22 protein-coding genes are annotated in these 20,124 nt (G+C 74.2%); 15 read left to right on the top strand and 7 right to left on the bottom strand.

The features are described 5' to 3' along the window. Positions 1–120 precede the first annotated feature (120 nt). From SVTN_RS08470 to SVTN_RS08435, 8 genes are all read left to right on the top strand, one after another. Entirely contained in the window at positions 121–1,146 is a 1,026-nt protein-coding gene (locus SVTN_RS08470; protein WP_030212665.1) for a ParA family protein, read from the top strand. Beyond that, on the top strand, positions 1,131–1,634 hold the full coding sequence (locus tag SVTN_RS08465; RefSeq protein WP_245727478.1) for a hypothetical protein: 504 nt from the start codon (positions 1,131–1,133) through the stop codon (positions 1,632–1,634). The genes SVTN_RS08470 and SVTN_RS08465 overlap by 16 nt, the downstream gene beginning before the upstream one ends. 45 nt (positions 1,635–1,679) lie before the next feature. Next, positions 1,680–2,783 carry a segregation and condensation protein A gene (locus SVTN_RS08460; protein ID WP_078908254.1) on the top strand — a complete coding sequence of 368 codons (1,104 nt, stop codon included), beginning with the start codon at positions 1,680–1,682 and terminating at the stop codon, positions 2,781–2,783. After that, positions 2,780–3,373 carry an SMC-Scp complex subunit ScpB gene (gene scpB, locus SVTN_RS08455; RefSeq protein WP_041128513.1) on the top strand — a complete coding sequence of 198 codons (594 nt, stop codon included), beginning with the start codon at positions 2,780–2,782 and terminating at the stop codon, positions 3,371–3,373. Before SVTN_RS08460 ends, scpB begins: the two co-directional genes overlap by 4 nt. After that, on the top strand, positions 3,373–4,617 hold the full coding sequence (locus SVTN_RS08450) for a pseudouridine synthase (RefSeq protein WP_041128512.1): 1,245 nt from the start codon (positions 3,373–3,375) through the stop codon (positions 4,615–4,617). The genes scpB and SVTN_RS08450 overlap by 1 nt, the downstream gene beginning before the upstream one ends. A 288-nt stretch (positions 4,618–4,905) precedes the next feature. Next, a complete protein-coding gene (locus SVTN_RS08445; protein WP_041128511.1) occupies positions 4,906–5,865 on the top strand; it encodes an AAA family ATPase in 960 nt (319 codons plus the stop codon). Further along, positions 5,862–6,599: an NUDIX hydrolase gene (locus SVTN_RS08440; RefSeq protein WP_041128510.1), complete on the top strand. Its 738-nt coding sequence runs from the start codon at positions 5,862–5,864 to the stop codon at positions 6,597–6,599. The genes SVTN_RS08445 and SVTN_RS08440 overlap by 4 nt, the downstream gene beginning before the upstream one ends. Next, positions 6,596–7,627 carry an ADP-ribosylglycohydrolase family protein gene (locus tag SVTN_RS08435; RefSeq protein WP_041128509.1) on the top strand — a complete coding sequence of 344 codons (1,032 nt, stop codon included), beginning with the start codon at positions 6,596–6,598 and terminating at the stop codon, positions 7,625–7,627. Before SVTN_RS08440 ends, SVTN_RS08435 begins: the two co-directional genes overlap by 4 nt. 7 nt (positions 7,628–7,634) lie before the next feature. Here the strand turns inward: SVTN_RS08435 and SVTN_RS08430 are convergent, their stop codons facing one another. Next, complete coding sequence (locus tag SVTN_RS08430) at positions 7,635–8,318, bottom strand: nucleotidyltransferase domain-containing protein (RefSeq protein ID WP_041128508.1); 684 nt, start codon at positions 8,316–8,318, stop codon at positions 7,635–7,637. A gap of 10 nt (positions 8,319–8,328) precedes the next feature. Continuing rightward, positions 8,329–8,787, bottom strand: a complete 459-nt coding sequence (locus tag SVTN_RS08425) for a Rieske (2Fe-2S) protein (RefSeq protein ID WP_041128507.1) — start codon at positions 8,785–8,787, stop codon at positions 8,329–8,331. A gap of 60 nt (positions 8,788–8,847) precedes the next feature. On the opposite strand from SVTN_RS08425, the gene SVTN_RS08420 reads away from it, so the two are divergent. From SVTN_RS08420 to der, 6 genes are all read left to right on the top strand, one after another. Beyond that, positions 8,848–9,324: a YidB family protein gene (locus SVTN_RS08420; RefSeq protein ID WP_425428952.1), complete on the top strand. Its 477-nt coding sequence runs from the start codon at positions 8,848–8,850 to the stop codon at positions 9,322–9,324. Between the two features lie 113 nt (positions 9,325–9,437). Further along, a complete protein-coding gene (gene aroH / locus SVTN_RS08415; protein ID WP_041128505.1) occupies positions 9,438–9,800 on the top strand; it encodes a chorismate mutase in 363 nt (120 codons plus the stop codon). After that, positions 9,797–10,885, top strand: a complete 1,089-nt coding sequence (locus SVTN_RS08410; protein ID WP_041128504.1) for a prephenate dehydrogenase — start codon at positions 9,797–9,799, stop codon at positions 10,883–10,885. The genes aroH and SVTN_RS08410 overlap by 4 nt, the downstream gene beginning before the upstream one ends. 471 nt (positions 10,886–11,356) lie before the next feature. After that, positions 11,357–12,031, top strand: a complete 675-nt coding sequence (cmk, locus tag SVTN_RS08405; protein ID WP_078908253.1) for a (d)CMP kinase — start codon at positions 11,357–11,359, stop codon at positions 12,029–12,031. After that, on the top strand, positions 12,028–12,672 hold the full coding sequence (locus tag SVTN_RS08400) for a lysophospholipid acyltransferase family protein (RefSeq protein ID WP_041128503.1): 645 nt from the start codon (positions 12,028–12,030) through the stop codon (positions 12,670–12,672). The genes cmk and SVTN_RS08400 overlap by 4 nt, the downstream gene beginning before the upstream one ends. A 77-nt stretch (positions 12,673–12,749) precedes the next feature. Next, positions 12,750–14,198, top strand: a complete 1,449-nt coding sequence (der, locus tag SVTN_RS08395) for a ribosome biogenesis GTPase Der (RefSeq protein WP_041128502.1) — start codon at positions 12,750–12,752, stop codon at positions 14,196–14,198. 71 nt (positions 14,199–14,269) lie between these two features. Here der and SVTN_RS46570 read toward each other — a convergent pair whose 3' ends face one another. After that, positions 14,270–14,539, bottom strand: a complete 270-nt coding sequence (locus tag SVTN_RS46570; RefSeq protein ID WP_159026431.1) for a hypothetical protein — start codon at positions 14,537–14,539, stop codon at positions 14,270–14,272. 191 nt (positions 14,540–14,730) lie between these two features. Beyond that, complete coding sequence (locus tag SVTN_RS08385; RefSeq protein ID WP_041128501.1) at positions 14,731–15,513, bottom strand: hypothetical protein; 783 nt, start codon at positions 15,511–15,513, stop codon at positions 14,731–14,733. A gap of 247 nt (positions 15,514–15,760) precedes the next feature. Between SVTN_RS08385 and SVTN_RS08380 the strand changes: the two genes are divergently transcribed. Beyond that, positions 15,761–16,297 carry a LysM peptidoglycan-binding domain-containing protein gene (locus tag SVTN_RS08380; RefSeq protein ID WP_041128500.1) on the top strand — a complete coding sequence of 179 codons (537 nt, stop codon included), beginning with the start codon at positions 15,761–15,763 and terminating at the stop codon, positions 16,295–16,297. A gap of 3 nt (positions 16,298–16,300) precedes the next feature. On the opposite strand, the gene SVTN_RS08375 is transcribed toward SVTN_RS08380, so the two are convergent. From SVTN_RS08375 to SVTN_RS08365, 3 genes are read right to left on the bottom strand one after another with little or no spacing between them, the layout of a single operon-like run. Then, positions 16,301–16,960, bottom strand: coding sequence for an ATP-binding cassette domain-containing protein (locus SVTN_RS08375; RefSeq protein WP_041128499.1), 660 nt, complete (start codon positions 16,958–16,960; stop codon positions 16,301–16,303). Next, entirely contained in the window at positions 16,957–19,704 is a 2,748-nt protein-coding gene (locus SVTN_RS08370) for an ABC transporter permease subunit (protein WP_041128498.1), read from the bottom strand. The genes SVTN_RS08375 and SVTN_RS08370 overlap by 4 nt, the downstream gene beginning before the upstream one ends. Next, positions 19,692–20,093 (bottom strand): hypothetical protein, encoded by a 402-nt coding sequence (locus SVTN_RS08365; protein ID WP_041128497.1) that lies wholly within the window; start codon positions 20,091–20,093, stop codon positions 19,692–19,694. Before SVTN_RS08365 ends, SVTN_RS08370 begins: the two co-directional genes overlap by 13 nt. Positions 20,094–20,124: the final 31 nt, after the last annotated feature.

Raw genomic sequence — 20,124 nt, 5'->3', positions numbered from 1 at the left:
GTAAGACGACTTGTGAATGAGTCGACATTTACTCCCGGGAGCGGTGCGCCAGGTGCCCCGATCGGCTCCGTCGCGGTGCGGACCTTCGCGACGCACCAGCCCATGACGAGTGCCCACACGATGAAGACGATGGACGGCCTACACGTGAACGCCACGGCCGGCAACGAGATGGGCCGAGAGTCCACCCACTTCGCCGCCTACGACGAGGTGCCCGAGGGGCACTTCTACGACCCCGACGCCGAGTACGAGCCCGACCCGGAGTACGCGGCCACCCTCGCACCCGACGCTGCCCGCCAGCGCCGCGAGCGGATCGGCCCCACCGGACGGCCCCTGCCGTACTTCCCGATCCCGGGTCCCCTGACCGACCACGGACCCGCGAAGATCATCGCGATGTGCAACCAGAAGGGCGGCGTCGGCAAGACCACGTCGACCATCAACCTGGGCGCCGCACTCGCCGAGTACGGACGACGGGTGCTGCTCGTCGACTTCGACCCGCAGGGAGCCCTGTCGGTCGGCCTCGGCGTGAACCCGATGGAGCTCGACCTCACCGTCTACAACCTGCTCATGGAGCGGGGCATGTCGGCGGACGAGGTGCTCCTCAAGACCGCCGTGCCCAACATGGACCTGCTGCCGAGCAACATCGACCTCTCGGCCGCCGAAGTCCAGTTGGTCAGCGAGGTCGCGCGCGAGTCGACGCTCCAGCGCGCCCTGAAGCCGCTGATGAACGACTACGACTACATCGTGATCGACTGTCAGCCCTCGCTCGGCCTGCTGACCGTGAACGCCCTGACGGCCGCTCACAAGGTCATCGTGCCGCTGGAATGCGAGTTCTTCGCGCTGCGCGGTGTCGCGCTGCTCACCGAGACCATCGAGAAGGTCCAGGAGCGGCTCAACCCCGAGCTGGAGCTCGACGGCATCCTCGCCACGATGTACGACTCCCGGACCGTGCACAGCCGTGAGGTCCTCGCGCGCGTCGTCGAGGCCTTCGACGACCACGTGTACCACACGGTCATCGGGCGGACCGTGCGCTTCCCGGAGACCACGGTCGCCGGCGAGCCCATCACCACGTACGCCTCCAACTCCGTGGGCGCCGCCGCCTACCGTCAGCTCGCCAGGGAGGTGCTCGCCCGGTGTCACGCCGAGTGAGTCTGCCCGGAGCCGACGAACTCTTCCGTACGACCGGGGGGACGGCGCTCCAGGCGTCCGCACCCCGCCGCGCGGTCCCCGCACCGGCGGCCGAGAGCGACACGGCGGCGGCCGAGGGCTCCGCGGAGCACGCTCCGGCGGACTCCGAGGCCGCGGAGCCGCGCGCCCGCACGGCCGAGCCCGAGGGACCGGCCGCCAAGGCCGCGCCCGGCGCCTCGGTGCCCGCCCCCGCGGCGGCCCGGCGGCGCGGCGGCCGCACCGCGAACCGGCGGCCCAGCGGCCGCGAGCGCCACGACGAGAAGATCACGGTCTACGTCTCCGCCGAGGAGCTGATGGACCTGGAGCACGCCCGGCTCGTCCTGCGCGGTGAGCACGGTCTCGCCGTCGACCGGGGCCGGATCGTCCGGGAGGCCGTCGCGGTCGTCCTGGCGGACCTGGAGTCCCGCGGCGACGCGAGCATCCTCGTCCGCCGTCTGCGCGGCCGCTGACGGTAGCCTGCGGGCTGCCGTCCTCCTCGTTCCCCCTGGACCCCCATGCACCACACCCCCGACGAAACGTCCCGCCCACCGCGCCGCCGCCTCCTGGGCCGCGGCCCGGGCGAGCCGACGGGGACGGCGCCTCCAGAGGCCCCGCGGCCCCAGTCGGGGCCGGATCCCCTGTCCGGGGCGGATCACCCGTCCGAGACGGAGCACCCGGCGCCGGCCGGGACGTCCGGCCCGGAGGACGGCACGCCCCCGCGGCCGGCCGAGCCCGGTTCCGGGGCCTCCGAGGCCCTCGGAGGGGTGTCGGGGGAGTCTGCCCGGCCCCGTGAGGACACCGTCCCCGGCGGTGACGGGCCCGAGGGCCGTGACGGGCGGTTCACCGTGCGGCTCTCCAACTTCGAGGGGCCCTTCGACCTGCTCCTCCAGCTGATCACCAAGCACAAGCTCGACGTCACCGAGGTCGCCCTCTCCCAGGTCACCGACGAGTTCATGGCGCACCTGCGGGCCCTCGGGCCCGACGGGGACCTCGACCAGACCACCGAGTTCCTCGTCGTCGCCGCCACCCTGCTCGACCTCAAGGCCGCCCGGCTGCTCCCCGCCGCCGAGGTGGAGGACGAGGCCGACCTCGCCCTCCTGGAGGCCCGCGACCTGCTCTTCGCCCGGCTCCTCCAGTACCGCGCGTACAAGCAGATCGCCGCGATCTTCGAGGAGCGCTGGGAGACCGAGGGCCGCCGCCACCCCCGTACCGTCGGACTCGAACCGCACCACGCCGAGCTGCTCCCCGAGGTCGTCATCTCCATCGGCGCCGAGGGCTTCGCCAAGCTGGCCGTCAAGGCCATGCAGCCCAAGGCCGAGCCCCAGGTGTACGTCGACCACATCCACGCCCCGCTCGTCAGCGTCCGCGACCAGGCCGCCGTGGTCGTCGCGCTGCTCCGCGAGCGCGGGACGGCCGTCTTCCGGGAGCTGATCGAGGACGCCGACGACACCCTCACCGTCGTCGCCCGCTTCCTCGCCCTCCTGGAGCTCTACCGGGAGAAGGCCGTCGCCCTCGACCAGGAGACCGCCCTCGGGGACCTCGTGGTCTCCTGGACCGGCGGGGAGACCGACCCGTCCGCGGCCGTGACCGACGAATTCGACCAGGAGGCCACCGCATGAGCGACCTCAAGCCCGCCCTTGAAGCCGTCCTCATGGTCGTCGACGAGCCCGCCACCGAGGCCCACCTCGCCAAGGTCCTGGAGCGCACCCCGCGCGAGGTGGCCGACGCCCTGCACGAGCTGGCCGACGAGTACACCGCCCAGGGCCGCGGCTTCGAGCTGCGGCGGGTGGCCGGCGGCTGGCGCTACTACACCCGCGCCGCCTTCGCCCCCGCCGTCGAGGCCTTCGTCCTGGAGGGGCAGCAGGCGCGGCTCACCCAGGCGGCACTGGAGACCCTCGCGGTGGTCGCGTACCGCCAGCCCGTCAGCCGTTCCCGCGTCTCGGCGGTACGCGGAGTCAACTGCGACGGCGTGATGCGGACCCTCCTCCAGCGGGGTCTCGTGGAGGAGGCGGGCGCGGAACCCGAAACAGGTGCGATCCTGTACAGGACGACGAACTACTTCCTGGAGCGGATGGGCCTGCGCGGCCTGGACGAACTCCCCGAGCTCGCCCCCTTCCTCCCCGAGGCCGAGGCGGTCGAGCCGGACTCCCTGGAAGGCGTCCCGTCGTTCGACCCGGACGCAGACGTAGACGACAAGACGGAACTTTGATGCGAAGCAGCAGCGGCAGGAACAGCAGCGGAAACAACGGCGGGAGCCGTGGTGGCAACAGCGGCGGCCGCGGCGGCAGCGGCGGAGGCCGCGGCAACAGCGGCGGTGGCGGCGGACGCGGGAACTACCGCGGCGCCGGCAACGGCCGCGACGACCGTCAGGGCCAGGGCGGCGGACGCCCGGGCCAGGGCGGCGGGCGCCCCGGCCAGGGTGCCGGCGGGCGTCCGGGTCAGGGCGGCGGTCGGCCGACCGGCTCCAGCCCGCGCAAGGCGCGCCCGGAGGAGCGCACCTACGACGAGCGCTACAGCCCCGGCGGCTCCTCGGAGGCCCCCAAGCGCGGGCGTGGCGCGGCCGCGCGCGGCGGCGCCAAGGGCGGCCCGCGGCAGTCCCCGCAGCGCGGCGGCGGCCGTACGGCGCCCGCCCGCTCGCGCGAGTACGACGCCCGCGCGGAGGAGCGCAACCGGGAGCGGTACGCCGGCAAGCCCGAGATCAAGCTCCCGAAGACCTTCCCCGGCGCCGAGCAGGAGGGCGAGCGGCTGCAGAAGGTCCTCGCCCGCGCCGGCATGGGCTCGCGGCGCGCCTGCGAGGAGCTCATCGAGCAGGCCCGCGTCGAGGTCAACGGCGAGATCGTCCTCGAGCAGGGCATGCGCGTCGACCCGGAGAAGGACGAGATCAAGGTGGACGGCCTGACCGTCGCCACCCAGTCGTACCTCTTCTTCGCGCTGAACAAGCCCTCCGGTGTCGTCTCCACCATGGAGGACCCGGACGGCCGCCAGTGCCTCGGCGACTACGTCACCAACCGCGAGACCCGGCTGTTCCACGTCGGCCGGCTCGACACGGAGACCGAGGGCATCATCCTGCTCACCAACCACGGCGAGCTGGCCCACCGCCTCACGCACCCGAAGTACGGCGTGAAGAAGACCTACCTGGCCGCCATCACCGGCCCGCTGCCCCGCGAGGTCGGCCGGCGCCTGAAGGAAGGCATCCAGCTGGAGGACGGCTACGCGCGCGCCGACCACTTCCGCGTCGTCGAGCAGACCGGCAAGAACTACCTGGTCGAGGTCACCCTCCACGAGGGCCGCAAGCACATCGTGCGCCGGATGCTCGCCGAGGCGGGCTTCCCGGTCGAGAAGCTGGTCCGCACCGCCTTCGGCCCGATCGCCCTGGGCGACCAGAAGTCGGGCTGGCTGCGCCGCCTGACCAACACCGAGGTCGGCATGCTGATGAAGGAAGTCGGCATGTAAGGCCCCCTGCCGTACCGGTGCCATACCGGAGAAGCCCGTGACCGCCCGGCGGTCACGGGCTTCTCCGCGTCCGGGGCCCGGGGCCGGGGGGCGAGGGCCGGTGGGCCTTGTGGGGGACGACCGTGACGCTTTATAGTCAGGATGACTCTTAAAGAGATCGGAGGTGAGCCCCGCCGTGTACAGCCGGTGGACCTGGGCCCACGGGGGTGGACCAGGTCTCGACGTCCCGCCGGTGCGCCGCACGAAGCGCACCGAGGGGACGAGGCTGCTCGCGGCGGGGATCACGCCATGACGCGTTACGGCCACGGCCTCGTCCCCGGCGGGTTCCATCCGCCGCACGCCGGCCACCACCACCTCGTCCGCACCGCGCGCGACCGCTGCGAGCGCGTCACGGTGCTCGTCCGGGGCTCCTCCCTGGACGCCCTGTCCGTGGAGGACCGGGTCGCCTGGCTGCGGGAGATCCACCCGGACGTCCTCGTGTCCGGCGCCGTCGACGACGAGTACGCCGGCCCCGAGCGCGTCGACGCCGTCTTCGCCTCGGAGCCGTACGGGGACGAACTCGGCCGCCGCCTCGGCGCCGAGACCGTCCTCGTCGACTGCGAGCCGCCCCTCTCCGACACCGCCGTACGCGAGGACCCCGCCGCCTTCTGGGACTTCCTGGAGCCGCCGGTACGGGCCGCGCTCACCCGGCGCGTCGTCGTCCTCGGCGCCGGGTCCACCGGCACCACCACCATGGCCCGCGCCCTCGCCGACCACTACCGGCGGCGCGGTGGCGTCTGGGCCCGTACCCGCTGCGTACCGGAGTACGGGAGCGAGCCCGGCGCGTTCGAGCCCACCCTCCGCTCCTCCGACTTCCCCGTCATCGCCCAGCGCCGGGCCGAACGGGAGGAGGAGGCCGCCAGGGACGGCTCGCCCGTCCTCTTCTGCGACACCGACGCCTTCGCCGCCACCATCTGGCACGAGCGCCACTTCGGCACCACCAGCCCCGCCGCCGGCGAGATCGCCGCCCACGGCCGGCAGCACCTCTGGCTGCTCACCGACCACCGGGGCGTCCCCTGCGAGGGCGACGAGGAGCAGCTGCGGCCCTGGATGACCGCCCGCTTCCTCACCCAGCTCGCGCACACCGGCCGCCGCACGGCCGTCCTCACCGGCCCCCACGAGGAGCGGCTCGCGGCCGCCGTCGCCGCCGTCGACCACCTGCTCGCCGAGGGCCCGTACCTCGCCCACCCCCTGCCGGAGCGCCGATGACCGCCCACCAGGCCCCCGAGGGCTACGACCCGTACGCCTTCGAGCCGTTCGCCGTCACCGTCGACCTCGCCGTCCTCACGATCCGCGAGGAGCGCCTGCACGTCCTGCTCGTCGAGCGCGGCCAGGAGCCGTACGCCGGATCCTGGGCCCTGCCCGGCGGATTCGTCCTGCCCCGCGAGTCCGCCGAACGGGCCGCCCGGCGCGAACTCGCCGAGGAGACCGGCCTCTCCGAGGCCACCGTCGCCGGACTCCACCTCGAACAGCTCCGCACCTACACCGAACCGGACCGCGACCCGAGGATGCGGGTCGTCTCCGTCGCCTTCACCGCGCTCGTACCCGACCCGCCCGAGCCGCGCGGCGGCGGCGACGCGGCCCAGGCCCGGTGGATCCCGTACGGGACGCACGGCGCCCTCGCCTTCGACCACGACCGGATCCTCGCCGACGCCCACGAACGGGTCGGCGCCAAGCTGGAGTACACCTGCCTCGCGACCGCCTTCTGCCCGCCCGAGTTCACCCTCGGCGAGCTGCGGCAGGTCTACGAGACGGTCTGGGGCGTCGAACTCGACCGCCCCAACTTCCGGCGCAAGGTCCTCACCACGCCCGGCTTCGTCCAGGCCGTGGAAGGACCGCCGCGCCTCACCGGCGGACGGGGGAAACCGGCCGCTCTCTACCGGGCGGGCGGGGCCACCACCCTCCACCCGCCCCTCCTGCGACCGGAAGGACGCCCCGCATGAACCTCACACGACACGCGACCAAGCAGGCCGCGACCGGCTCCCTGATCGGGCTCGCGCTCGGGGACGCGCTGGGCTTCCCGACCGAGTTCAACGACGTGCCGTCGATCCTCGCCAAGGTCGGTCCCTGGCGTCAGATGGCGCTGCCGGTCAGGAACGGCACGGCGTACGTCACCGACGACACCCAGATGACCCTCGCCTTCGCCCGTGGCATCCGCACGGCCATGGACCGGGGCGTACTGGCCCCGCTGCGGCTCGCCAGGCCCGTACGCGACGAGTTCGTCGACTGGTACCACTCCCCGGAGAACAACCGCGCCCCCGGCAACACCTGCCTGCGCGCCTGCATGCTCCTCGACGGCGACCGGCCCTGGCAGGACGCCAGCCAGATCCACTCCAAGGGCTGTGGCGCCAACATGCGGGTCGCGCCCATCGGGCTGGTCCCCGGGCTCAGCGAGGAGCAGCGGGCCGGTGCCGCGCAGCTCCAGTCGGGCCTGACCCACGGTCACCCCACCGCGCTCGCCGCCTCCGACCTCACCGCCCGCGCCGTGTACCTGCTCGCGCAGGGCGTGGACCCGGCCGGGCTCGTCGGGCAGCTGCGCTCGTACGCGTACGAGAACCGCTCCCGCTACCACGAGCACTGGCTCGGCGACCTGTGGACCCGCTCCCAGGACCCCAGCGCACTCCACTTCGTCCAGCGGGGCTGGGACGAGTGCCTGGCCGTCCTGGAGCGCCTCGACGCCGTCCAGCGCACGGCCGACCCGGAGCTCGACCCCTGCGAGTACACCGGCGACGGCTGGATCGCCGAGGAGGCCCTCGCGACCGGCCTGCTCTGCTTCCTGCTCTTCCCCGACGAGCCCCTCACCGCCCTGCGCCGCGCGGCCTGCACGCGCGGCGACTCCGACTCGATCGCCGCCCTCGCGGGCGCCTTCGCCGGCGCCCACCTCGGCGCGGACGCCTGGCCGAAGGAGTGGGAGGAGCGCGTCGAGTACCGCAGCGACCTGCTGACCTTCGGCGCGCTCTGGGACGCGTGAGCCAGAGCTAGGCCAGGGCGGAGGCGCGGCGGGCGCGGGTCAGGAAGTCCTGGATCCGGGGTGTGTCCGGGGCGGCGGGGAGGGGGGTCGTGTCGTGGGCGCGGTCCGCCTCCTCCTGGAGGCGGTTCATCCAGGACTCCACCTCCGGCCAGGACACCTCGCCGCGCTTGACCGCGAGGAGGCGGTCGCGGTCCTCGCCCACGTCGATGCGGAGCTCGCCCGTGCGCAGCAGGTCGCGGCAGCTGGTGAGGAGCCGCAGCAGGTGCATGGCGTGCTTCCAGCGCGGATGCCCGTACTGGCGGACGTCCGCGTCCAGCTTGCGGCGCTGGCCGACCGCGTACCGGACGAAGGTCTGGTGGGCCCGGCGGGACAGGAAGGCGCCGCGCAGGGAGAGGAGCTCGCGGCCCCAGTCGTCGACGTGCTCGACCACGGGGGAGTGGAGGCATTCCAGGACGTTCGGGTTGTTGCGCAGGGCGAGCTCGCAGAAGCGTTCCAGCTCCCAGCTGAACTGGTCCTCGCCCGGGCCCTCCACGTGCGCCGGGGGCTTGTCGAAGTGCCAGAAGAGCGGCGTCGGGGCGAGATACACGCCCCGTACGTCCGTGTCGCTGTCCTCGGTCGCCAGACCGAAGGCGCGCGAGCCCATCACGCAGGAGTAGATCGTGTGCTCGCGCACCAGCTCTTCCGGAGTCATGCCCGGCAGATTACGCGAGAGTGATCGTTTCCCCCGAGACAATAATCTGCTCGGCCGGGAGGGGGCGAGGGGCCGGGCCGGCCGCCACCGACCCGTCGGCGATGCGGTACTTGGAGCCGTGGCAGGGACAGTCGATCGTGCCGTCCTCGACCTTGTTCACCGTGCAGCCCTGGTGGGTGCAGATCGCCGAGAACGCCTTGAACTCGCCCGCCGTCGGCTGCGTCACGACCACCTTCTCCTTCGCGAAGACCGTGCCGCCGCCGACCGGGATCTGGGAGGTCCTGGCCAGGGGAGCGCCACCGCTCGGAGCGGCCGTACTGGTCGGGGCCGGTTCGCTGGTGGCCGGTTCGCTGGTGGCCGGGGCGCTCGTGCTCGTACCGCCGCCGCCCCCGCCGTCCGAGCCGCAGGCCGTCGTCAGAGCCGCCGCGGCCAACAGGACGGTACGACGTGTCGTGGCGCGTGAAGTCATGCCGCCAGCTTCGCCGCGCACCACGCGCCGGGACCGCAACACGGCCGCCCACTACCCCGAGTGGCGGAACACCCCGGTTCGGGTGACATTGGGCGTGTTCCGTACCGGACGAAAGGCAGGACCATGGCGGGTGGCAACGATCTCGGCAGTCTCCTCGGGGGCCTCCTCGGCGGCGCAGGCGGGCAGGGCGGCGGCGGCAACATCCTCGGCGCCCTGCTCGGGGCCCTCGGGGGAGGAGGCAACGGCTCGAACCCGCTCGGCGGCCTTCTCGACATGCTCACCAAGGCCGGTCTCACCGACCAGGCCCAGTCCTGGGTCGGCACCGGCGAGAACCAGGCCGTCAGCGGCGCCCAGATCGCCGGGGCCCTCCCCGACGACACCCTCCAGAAGGTCGCGGCGGACGCCGGCGTCAGCCCGGAGCAGGCCGCCGACGAGATCGCGCAGTCGCTGCCGCAGGCCGTCGACAAGCTGACCCCGAACGGTTCGCTGCCCCAGGGCGCCTCCCTGGAGGAGATCATCCGCCGGCAGCAGCTCTGACCGCGTGTGGAGTCCGTGGCGCCCGCCCCGTCTCGGAGGGCGGGCGCCACGGCGCGCCGTCCCCGCCGCTGACTAGGCTGAACGGAGCACTGGCGCAGGCGAAGGAGTACGACGTGGCGGTACGAGCGGTCCGAGGAGCCGTCCAGCTGGAGCGGGACGAGGCCGGACACATGCGCGAGCAGGTCGAGGAGCTGCTCACCGCCGTCCTCGAACGCAACGGGCTCACCACCGAGGACCTCATCAGCATCTGGTTCACGGCCACGCCCGATCTGCACAGCGACTTCCCCGCCGCCGCGGCCCGGCACATCGGGATCGTCGACGTCCCCCTGATCTGCGCACAGGAACTCGACATCGAGGGTGCGATGCCGAGGGTCGTCCGGCTCCTCGCCCACGTCGAGACCGAACTGCCCAAGTCCCGGATCGCGCACGTCTACCTCGGTGCCGCGGCCGCCCTGCGCAAGGACATCGCCCAGTGAGAACAGCGCTCGTCATCGGTACCGGCCTGATCGGCACCTCCGCCGCCCTCGCCCTCGCGGGCCGGGGCGTCAGCGTCCACCTGCGCGACCACGACCCGGCGCGCGCCCGCACGGCCGCCGCGCTCGGCGCGGGCACCGACGAGGCCCCCGAAGGCCCCGTGGACCTCGTCGTCGTCGCCGTGCCCCCGGCGCACGTGGCCGCCACCCTCGCCGAGGCCATGAAGGCCGGCCTGGCCCGCGGCTACCTGGACGTGGCCAGCGTCAAGGGCGGCCCGAAGCGGGAGCTGGAGGCGCTGGGCCTCGACCTCACCGCGTACATCGGCAGCCACCCCATGTCCGGCAAGGAGCGGTCCGGCCCGCTCGCCGCCACCGCCGACCTCTTCGAGGGCCGGCCCTGGGTCCTCACCCCGACCCGGGACACCGACACCGAGGTCCTCAACCTCGCCCTGGAGCTCGTCGCCCTCTGCCGGGCCGTCCCCGTCGTCATGGACGCCGACGCCCACGACCGGGCCGTGGCCCTCGTCTCCCACACCCCGCAGCTGGTGTCCTCGATGGTCGCCGCGCGCCTGGAGGAGGCCGACGAGTCCGCCGTACGGCTCTGCGGGCAGGGCATCCGCGACGTCACCCGGATCGCGGCCTCCGACCCGCGCATGTGGGTCGAGATCCTCTCCGCCAACCCCGGGCCCGTCGCCGACGTCCTCTCCGGCGTCGCCGCCGACCTCGACGAGACCGTGCGCGCGCTGCGGGCCCTCCAGTCCGCCTCGGCGGACGAACGCCGCGACGGTGCGACGGGGGTCGAGGACGTGCTGCGGCGCGGGAACGCGGGGCGGGCCCGCGTTCCCGGCAAGCACGGTGCCGCGCCCAAGGCCTACGAGACCGTCGCCGTCCTCATCAGCGACCAGCCGGGCGAGCTCGCCCGCATCTTCGCCGACGCGGGGCGGGCGGGCGTCAACATCGAGGACGTCCGCATCGAGCACGCGACGGGGCAGCAGGCGGGTCTGGTCCAGCTGATGGTGGAGCCGTCGGCGGCGGGTCCGCTGGGCGCGGCGCTGCAGGAACGAGGCTGGTCCCTCCGCACGAGCTGAACCCCGCCACCCGTTGTAGGCCCGCGCCCCGTTGTGGGCGGCGCCCGCACGGGGCGGTGCCCACCCGCACGAACGGCGCCGCCGCCCCCGTTGTGGGCAATCGTTCCGCTGGGGCGGGACGGGTGGGCACAACGGACGGCGCCCTTAGCGGCGCCCGAGCTCCCCGCGCCTGAACCCGCACCCAGGTGACGACGCGGTCGTGGTGCGGGTCCAGGCGCGGGAGCCTAGGCCCGGCTGGGGGCGCCGTCCCGTGTGCCCACCCGTCCCGCCCTGCGGGACGATTGCCCACACGGCAGCGGGCGCGGGGCCACGCGGTGGTGGGTGCGGGTCCCACACGGGGGTGGGCGGCGCCCGGCCGGGTGTGGGCCCGCGATGGGCGGGGCCGAATGGGTGCCGGGGACTCGGTAACCTTGTGGGGGTCCCCCGCAAACCGCCGGGCCCTACCGCTCACCCCAGGAAGGTGTTCCCACCGTGGAATCCGTGATCGTCGCCATCGACGGGCCCTCCGGCACGGGCAAGTCCAGCACCTCGAAGGCGGTCGCCGCCAAGCTGGGGCTGAACTACCTCGACACCGGCGCCCAGTACCGGGCGATCACCTGGTGGATGATCAGCAACGGCGTCGACGTCACCGACGCCGAGGCCGTCGCGAACGCCGCGTCCAAGCCGGTCATCGTCTCCGGCACCGACCCGGCCCGGCCCACCATCACCGTCGACGGTGCCGACGCCTCCGGGCCGATCCGGACCGAAGAGGTCACCTCCAAGGTCAGCGCCGTCAGCGCCGTCCCCGAGGTGCGGAGCCTGATCACGGAGCTGCAGCGGTCCATCGCCCGCAGCGCCGAGACCGGCATCGTCGTCGAGGGCCGGGACATCGGCACCACCGTCCTGCCGGACGCCGACCTGAAGATCTTCCTCACGGCCTCGCCCGAGGCCCGTGCCGCCCGCCGCTCCGGCGAGCTCAAGGGCGTCGACGTGCACGCGACGAAGGAAGCCCTGATCAAGCGGGACGCGGCCGACTCCAGCCGCAAGACCTCCCCGCTCGCCAAGGCCGGCGACGCCGTCGAGGTCGACACCACCGAGCTCACCCTGGACCAGGTCATCGAGTGCGTCGTCACCCTCGTCGAGGAGAAGAGGGCGGCCGTCAAGTGACCCTGCCCTCCGCGAAGGGCGCCGCCGTCGGCCGTCGCATCGGCATCGGGCTGATGTACGGCTTCTGGAAACCGCGCGTCCTCGGCGCCTGGCGGGTGCCGGCCTCCGGCCCCGTCATCCTCGCCGTCAACCACGCGCACAACATCGACGGCCCCATGCTCATGGGCACCGCCCCGCGCCCCGTGCACTTCCTCATCAAGAAGGAGGCGTTCGTCGGCCCGCTCGGCAGCTTCCTGGAGGGCATCGGGCAGCTCAAGGTGGACCGGGAGAGCACCGACCGCACCGCGATAGGCAACGCGCTCGGCGTACTGGACCAGGGCGGCGTCCTCGGGATCTTCCCCGAGGGCACCCGCGGCGACGGCGACTTCGCCTCGCTGCGCGCGGGCCTGGCGTACTTCGCCGTCCGCAGCGGCGCGCCGATCGTCCCGGTCGCCGTCCTGGGAAGCACCGAGCGCCGCGGACGGTTGGTCAAGGCACTGCCTCCGCTGCGCGGCAGCGTCGACGTCGTCTTCGGCGACGCCTTCGAGGCGGGGGACGGCTCCGGCCGCCGCACCCGCAAGGCGCTCGACGAGGCCACCGTACGGATCCAGGGGAAGCTCACCGCCCACCTGGAAAACGCCAGGCGCCTCACCGGGCGCTGAGCGACACTCTCAGTAGTGGCTCCCACGGCTCCGGCCGTCCGGGACCACCGACCACGAATGATCAAGGAACGGACTTCATGAACGACCAGCACGACCACGGGGCACTTGGCGACGCCGAGTACGCGGAGTTCATGGAGCTCGCCGCGGAAGAGGGCTTCGACGTCGAGGACGTCGAGGGCGCGATCGAGGAGGCCGGCCACGGCCCGCTCCCCGTCCTCGCCGTCGTCGGCCGCCCGAACGTCGGCAAGTCGACCCTGGTGAACCGCATCATCGGCCGCCGCGAGGCCGTCGTCGAGGACAAGCCGGGCGTCACCCGCGACCGCGTCACCTACGAGGCCGAATGGGCCGGCCGCCGCTTCAAGGTCGTCGACACCGGCGGCTGGGAGCAGGACGTCCTCGGCATCGACGCCTCCGTCGCCGCCCAGGCCGAGTACGCCATCGAGGCCGCCGACGCCTGCCTCTTCGTCGTGGACTCCACCGTCGGCGCCACCGACACCGACGAGGCCGTCGTCAAGCTGCTCCGCCGCGCCGGGAAGCCCGTCGTCCTCGCCGCGAACAAGGTCGACGGCCAGTCCGGCGAGGCCGACGCGGCCATGCTCTGGTCCCTGGGCCTCGGCGAGCCGTTCCCCGTCTCCTCGCTGCACGGCCGCGGCACCGGCGACCTCCTCGACGAGGTCCTGAAGAAGCTGCCCGAGGCCCCCGAGCAGCGCTTCGGCAACGCGGTGGGCGGCCCCCGCCGCATCGCCCTCATCGGCCGCCCGAACGTCGGCAAGTCCTCCCTGCTCAACAAGGTCGCGGGCGAGGACCGGGTCGTCGTCAACGAGCTGGCCGGCACCACCCGCGACCCGGTCGACGAGCTCATCGAGCTCGGCGGCGTCACGTGGAAGTTCGTCGACACCGCCGGCATCCGCAAGAAGGTCCACCTCCAGGAGGGCGCCGACTACTACGCCTCCCTGCGGACCGCGGCCGCCGTCGAGAAGGCGGAGGTGGCCGTCATCCTCATCGACACCACCGACACCATCTCGGTCCAGGACCAGCGCATCATCACGATGGCGGTCGAGTCGGGCCGCGCCATCGTCATCGCCTACAACAAGTGGGACGAGCTCGACGAGGAGCGCCGCTACTACCTCGAGCGCGAGATCGAGACCGAGATGCAGCAGGTCTCCTGGGCGCCCCGGGTCAACGTGTCCGCCAAGACCGGCCGCCACATGGAGAAGCTGGTCCCGGCCATCGAGACCGCCCTCGCCGGCTGGGAGACCCGCGTCCCCACCGGCCGGCTCAACGCCTTCCTGGGCGAGATCGTCGCCGCCCACCCGCACCCGGTCCGCGGCGGCAAGCAGCCCCGCATCCTCTTCGGCACGCAGGCCGGCACCAAGCCGCCCCGCTTCGTGCTCTTCGCCTCCGGCTTCCTGGAGGCCGGCTACCGCCGCTTCATCGAGCGCCGGCTGCGCGAGGAGTTCGGCTTCGAGGGCACCCCGATCCACATCTCGGTCCGGGTGCGCGAGAAGCGCGGCCGCAAGAAGTAGAACGGTGTGACACACGGCGGAGGGCCGGGGCTCGATTCGAGTCCCGGCCCTCCGCCGTGCTTCCCGGATTCCTAGAGGCCTCTGCGAGGCCCCGGTGGCAGCGCCGCCCGGGGCTGTGGGTGCTGCTGCGCCGACCACGCCGACGGGTACGCCGCCGCGTGCCGGTGCCCCTGTCCGTACACGCCCGTGCTCAGGACCGTGCCGAAGGCCCGGAAGCCCAGCTCCTCCTCGCCGCTGCGGTCGCCCGGCAGCGTACGGAAGGACCTGCGGTACTCCGAGTACAGGGCGTCGTAGATCGGCGTGGGCGAAGGGCCCGCCGCGACGTCCTGCGCGGGGCGCATCGAGGGGATCTGGCTCGGACAGGGCTGGAGGAAGGGGTCGTATGGGTGCACGTAGGTGCCAACGACACCGCCGCCCGTCGGATGCGGGCGGCTCTCCGAAAGGGGAGCGCCCCGGGGACGCGGCACGGTCGGCACACCCGCTCCCGCCCCCGGGACGCGCGCCCACCCTATGCCGGGCCGGCGGTCCTCCATCAGGTGCCGGCCAGCGGCATCGCGGCGGCCACCAGACGGCCGTTCGCCGCGGCCTTCTCCAGGGCGTCGCGCAGCAGGTCCTCGCGGGGCTGCTGGCCGATCGAGCCCACCGGGGCGGCGAAGACCAGGACCGTGTGCGACTTGTTGGCCGCCGCCCGCCAGCCCTCGGTGACCTGGAGCGGCTGGTGCGCCTGCCACCAGGCGGTCTGACCGGCACCGCCGGGACCCGGCTGGAGCACGGAGTGCAGCTGGCCCATGGCGACCAGGACCGACCAGCCCGGCAGCATCCCCGGCTTCTCGCCCAGATCCATGACCGGCTGGAAGCCCTGCTCGGCCAGGAGCGGCAGGAACTCGTCGGTGAGGCCGTCCGAACCCGGACGGGCCACCGGGGCCGTCGGCTCCACGACGAGCGCCGGGTGCAGCTCGCCGTCGATCAGGACGAGACCGCTGGTGACCCCGAGCACCGCCTGCTCGGGGTGGGAGGCGGAGAGCGCGTCGGCGGCGTCGGAGGCCGTGATGGAGGCGACGGCGCCCTGGAGCTGCGCCTCCTCGACCCGGACGACCTGCGAGGGGATGCAGCTGGCGTGGGCGAACGCGAGGACCGCGGTCTCCTCGCCGACGAACAGCACCGTGCTGGTGCGCTCCTGCTCGGAGTCCCCGGGCGTGCGGCAGGAGGTGCAGTCGTAGCTGCCCGGGGCGTTGTCGCCGGCGAGCAGCCGGTCCGCTTCTTCGTCGCCGATCTCGGCGCGTACGTCCTCGCTGACGTCGAGCATGCGCGGCACGGGGGGCTCCCTGGACTCGGTACGGGGGGACGCCGGGCCGTTCCCGGGCGCCTCATGCCGAGTTCAACGGGTCAGCCTCGGCCGGGGTCACGCGTGGAAGCGAGGCAACTTGCCACCGGCCCGTGCGGCCGGGGCCGTCCGGAGTCGTCCGGGGCCGTCCCGGGGCGTGACTCCGACCGGGTGGGATGTGAACACTGTTCCGCGCGGCACGGGCCGGGGGCGCCGGGGGGCTGCCTAGCCTTCCCCGATGTCGAAGATCCGATGGTGTACGGCCGGTTCCCTCGTGGGTTCCCTCGTGGCGGCGTCCGCGGCCGCGCTCCTGACCCTGACCCCGACGCCCGCCCGGGCCGCTTCCCTGCCCTCGTACGCCTGCGCGCAGGACCAGTGGCCGTGGGGATGCGTCGCCGACTGCGAGAGCAGCGGAAACTGGCGCACCAACACCGGCAACGGCTTCTACGGCGGGCTCCAGTTCTGGCACCCCACCTGGGTCGAGCACGGCGGCCTGAAGTACGCCCGGCGCGCAGACCTGGCGACCCGGCCGCAGCAGATCACCGTCGCCGAGGAGGTGCTGCGCACCCAGGGATGGGGGGCCTGGCCCGTCTGCTCCAAGCGGTACGGCCTGTACGGGCGCGTCCACACCGTCCAGGCCGGCGACACGCTCGGCTCGATCGCCCGCCGCTTCGGCGTCAAGGGCGGCTGGCAGGCGCTGTACGCGGCGAACCGGAGCGTCATCGGGGCCGACCCGAACCGGATCGCCGTCGGCGCCATGCTGCGGATCGGTTAGGGGTCAGCGGTACTCGGCCGGCTCCCCGCTCGACGCGCGGGAGCCGCGCCGCAGTTCGTGCACGAGCGTGCCGGGCGGCAGCCCGTCCGGTACGCGCTGCTCGGCCAGGACCACGGCCGCCCCGCGTTCCACGGCCAGTGCCGCGAGCATCCGGTACGTACGGGCCGCGACCGGCGGGGCCATGCCGAGCGAGGGCTCGTCGACGAGCACCACGCGCGCGCGTGGCGCCAGGAGCGCGCGGGAGACCGCCAGCATCCGGCGCTCCCCGCCGGACAGGGTCCCGGCGGTCCGGGGCAGGAGGGGGACCAGTTCCGGGTACGGGGCGGTGGCCTCGGTCGCGTCGGCCCCGGGCGCGGCGAGCGCGAGGTTCTCGGCGACGGTGAGGCCCGCGTACACCGCCCGCAGATCCGGTACGAAGCACAGCCCGCGGCGCGCCCGCGCGTGCGCCGACAGTCGCGTCACGTCGGTCCCGCGCCACTCGACCCGGCCCGCCGACAGGCCCACCGTGCCGGCGAGGGCGCGCAGGGCGGTCGTCCGGCCCGCGCCGTTGCGGCCCAGGAGAACGGTCACCGTCCCGGCCGGCACGGGCAGGTCGAGGCCGTGCAGGGCCTCCAGGGGGCCGTAGCGGACCCGGGTGGCGCGCAGGGCGATCTCGACGCTCACGACAGGATCCGTCCTCCCTCCATGGTGTGCACCGTGTGCGCGATCCCGGCCACGAGGTCGGGGTCGTGCTCGACGACCAGGACGGTCAGGCCGTCCGCCGCGAGGGCCGCCAGGATCCTTGCGAGCGCGGCGGTCTCGGCGGCGTCGAGCCCTGCGGCCGGTTCGTCGAGCAGGAGCGTGTGCGGGCGCCCCGCCAGCGCGCGGGCCAGCTCCACCCGGCGCAGGGTCCCGGTGGGCAGGTCCGCCGCCGCCCGGTGCCGTACGGGCCCGGCGAGCCCGAGCAGCCGCAGGCTCCGCTCCACGGCGGCCGGGTCGCCCCGTCCGCCGCCCTGCTCCTCGCCGAGGCGGACGTTCTCCTCGACGGTGAGCGACGGGAAGACGGCGAGCTGCTGGAAGGTCCGGGCGATGCCGAGGCGTGTCCGGGCATGGGCGGGCCGGGAGGTGATGTCGGCGCCGTCGAGCGTGATCCGGCCCTGACCGCGGCGGGGGCGGAGGGTCCCGGCGAGACAGTCGAAGAGGGTGCTCTTGCCGGCGCCGTTGGGACCGACGAGGGCGGTGACGCGGGCGGGGGCGAGGCCGAGCGTGACGTGCGAGAGGGCGGTGACCCCGCCGGGGTAGGTGAGGGTGAGGTCGTGCGCGTACAGGCCCGTGCGGGGCGGTGCGGGTCCCGTGCCGGGTGCGGGTCCTGCCGTCGGCGGCCGGGCGCCGACGGCGGGCGGCGGGCCGTGGGGGTGCGTCCGGCCTTCGGCCGGACTGGGGTTCCCACCCGCGCCGCCCGTGCGGGTGGTCGAGAGGGGTGCGGGTCTTCCTGTGAGGGGTTTCGCGCCGTCGGCGGCCGGCGGGCCGTGGGCGTGCAGTCGGCCTTCGGCCGGACCGGCCTCGGCCGGTGGGGCGTGCGAGGGGACGCCCCCGGCTTCTGCGGTCGCCGCGCCTCGGGTGGCGGCGGCCCCCGCTTCGCCCCCGGTGGTCGTCGTGGTGGTTCGGCCGCTCGGCGGCAGGAGGTTCGTCAGTGGGGGGATCCGGCCCGTCAGGGTTGCCAGGAGGCCGATCAGGGCCGCTGCCGTGCCCGCCTGGGGGCCCGCGTCCAGGGTGGTCAGGAGGGCCGCGGCGGCCAGGGGGGTGAGGAGGCTGTCCGCGCCCAGGACCAGGACCGCCGCGAACCAGAGCAGGCCGCGGACCGGGTCGTACTGCTCCGGGTCGAAGGCGCGCAGGCCCATGCCGAGGAGCCCGCCGCCGAGGGCCGCCAGGGCCGCGCCCAGGACGAAGGCGAGGAGCTTGAGGCGCGGCACCGGGACGCCCGCCGCCTCGGCGCCCGGTTCGTGGTCCCGCAGGGCGGCGAGCGCGCGGCCCGTGCGGCCCCGGCGGAGGGCCGCCACCAGGGCGAGGCAGCCGGCCAGGACGACCAGCTCCAGGGCGTAGTAGGCGCGGTCGTCGGAGAAGCCCGCCGGACGGCCCAGGGCCACGCCCGCCGTCGCGTACGGCTGGGTGAGGACGAAGCGGCTCACCGCCACCCCCACGGCGAGGGTCGCCAGGGCGAGCGCCAGGCCGTGCCGCCGGATCGCCGGCCGGCCCGTCACCAGGCCCGTGGCCGCCACCATCGGCACCGCGAGGCCGAGGGCCGGGAGCGTGGGGACCCCGGCCGCCGCGAGCAGCGCCGTGAACAGGGCGCCCAGGCCCGCGTACGCCGCCTGGCCCAGCGCGATCTGGCCGCCCCGGCCCGCCACCACGACGAGGGACAGCAGGATCACGGCGAGCGCCGGGACCTGGACCGCCGTGTGCAGGTCGGAGCCCGCGAGGCCCAGGGGGAGGAGGAGCAGGACGCCTACGACCAGCCACAGGGCCGTGGGCACCCTCGTGGCGCGTGTCGGCGGCGGCAGGGCGTCCCGGCCCTTGCCGCCCACCCCCGGCAGGACCAGCGCCGCCACCAGGAGCGCCACCACGAACAGGTTCGCCCCGACGGCCTGCAGCAGCGGTCCCGCCCAGCCCTCCGGGTGCAGCCGGGTCAGCTGCGCCTGGGCCACCCCGATCGCGAGTGCCGCACCCACCGCGATCGGCAGCGACCTCATCCTCGCGATCACGGCGACCGCGATGACCTCCACCACGAGCAGCGGCATCCCGTACGGGTCGAGCCGTACGTACGGGGCGAGCAGCACGCCCGTGAGCCCGGCCGTGAACGAGCCGAACGCCCAGCCCGCCGCCGCGACCCGGTCCGCGTCGATCCCCGCCAGGACGGCGAGCGGGCGGTTGTCCACGACCGCCCTCAGCTCCCGGCCGAACCGTGTCCACCGGGTCACCGCCCCCACCAGGCAGGCGAGCGCGATCACCGCCGCGAGCTGTGCCCACGGATCGTCGCCGAGGAGCACCGGCGCGTCGTCCCGCGCCCCCGGGCCCCACAGCAGCACCGCCCCGCCCACCAGGAGGACGAAGACGCCGATCGTCGCCACCAGGGTCTGCGCCGGGTTCGAGCCGCGCAGCGCCAAGGGGCGGAAGACGCCCCGGTCGAGGGCCAGTCCGATGCCGGGGGCGATCAGCAGCAGCGTGACCAGGGCGCCCAGGGGCAGCGGCCAGCCCCAGCCGACCACCAGCTGGCGGAGCACGTACGCGCAGACCATGGCGACGGCCCCGTGCGCCAGGTTCAGCACGCCCGTCGCCCGGTAGGTGACGACCAGTCCGATGCCGGTGAGCGCGGCGGCACTGCCGACCGCGAGGCCGGCGAGGGTCAGTTCGTACGTCAGGGAGGCCACGGCTCACACACCGGGCAGGGCGCGAGCTCCGCGTCCCCCGCCTCCACGGCCTCCTCCTTGCCCGCCACCAGCGGACAGTCCGGGCGGTGCGCCAGGGTCCCGCCCGGGACCCGCAGGAGGGGGCCTTCCGAGGAGGGCGGGGGAGGCTCCTCCGCGTCGGCGGGGCGGCGCGGTTCCGGAGGGCGTACGGGAAGCAGCGCCGCCGCCCCGACCAGGACCGCGCCCGCCACGAGCAGCGCGGCTCCCGGCACCGTGCACGAGGCCAGATAGGGCAGCTGGCGCTCCGCGAAGCGCTCGCCGGAGATCCCGTACCAGCCGAGCGCACAGAGCACCGCGCCCCCGGCGGCCGCCGCGAGACCGCTCCACAGCAGGAACCGCGATGTCGGCACGCAGGCCTCCCTCGTCCCCTCCCCTTGTTGT

Source organism: Streptomyces vietnamensis, from assembly GCF_000830005.1.
In the GTDB taxonomy this organism is placed as follows: domain Bacteria; phylum Actinomycetota; class Actinomycetes; order Streptomycetales; family Streptomycetaceae; genus Streptomyces; species Streptomyces vietnamensis.
Note: the sequence above shows the minus strand (reverse complement) of the source record. Positions and strands in the feature narration are given on the sequence as shown.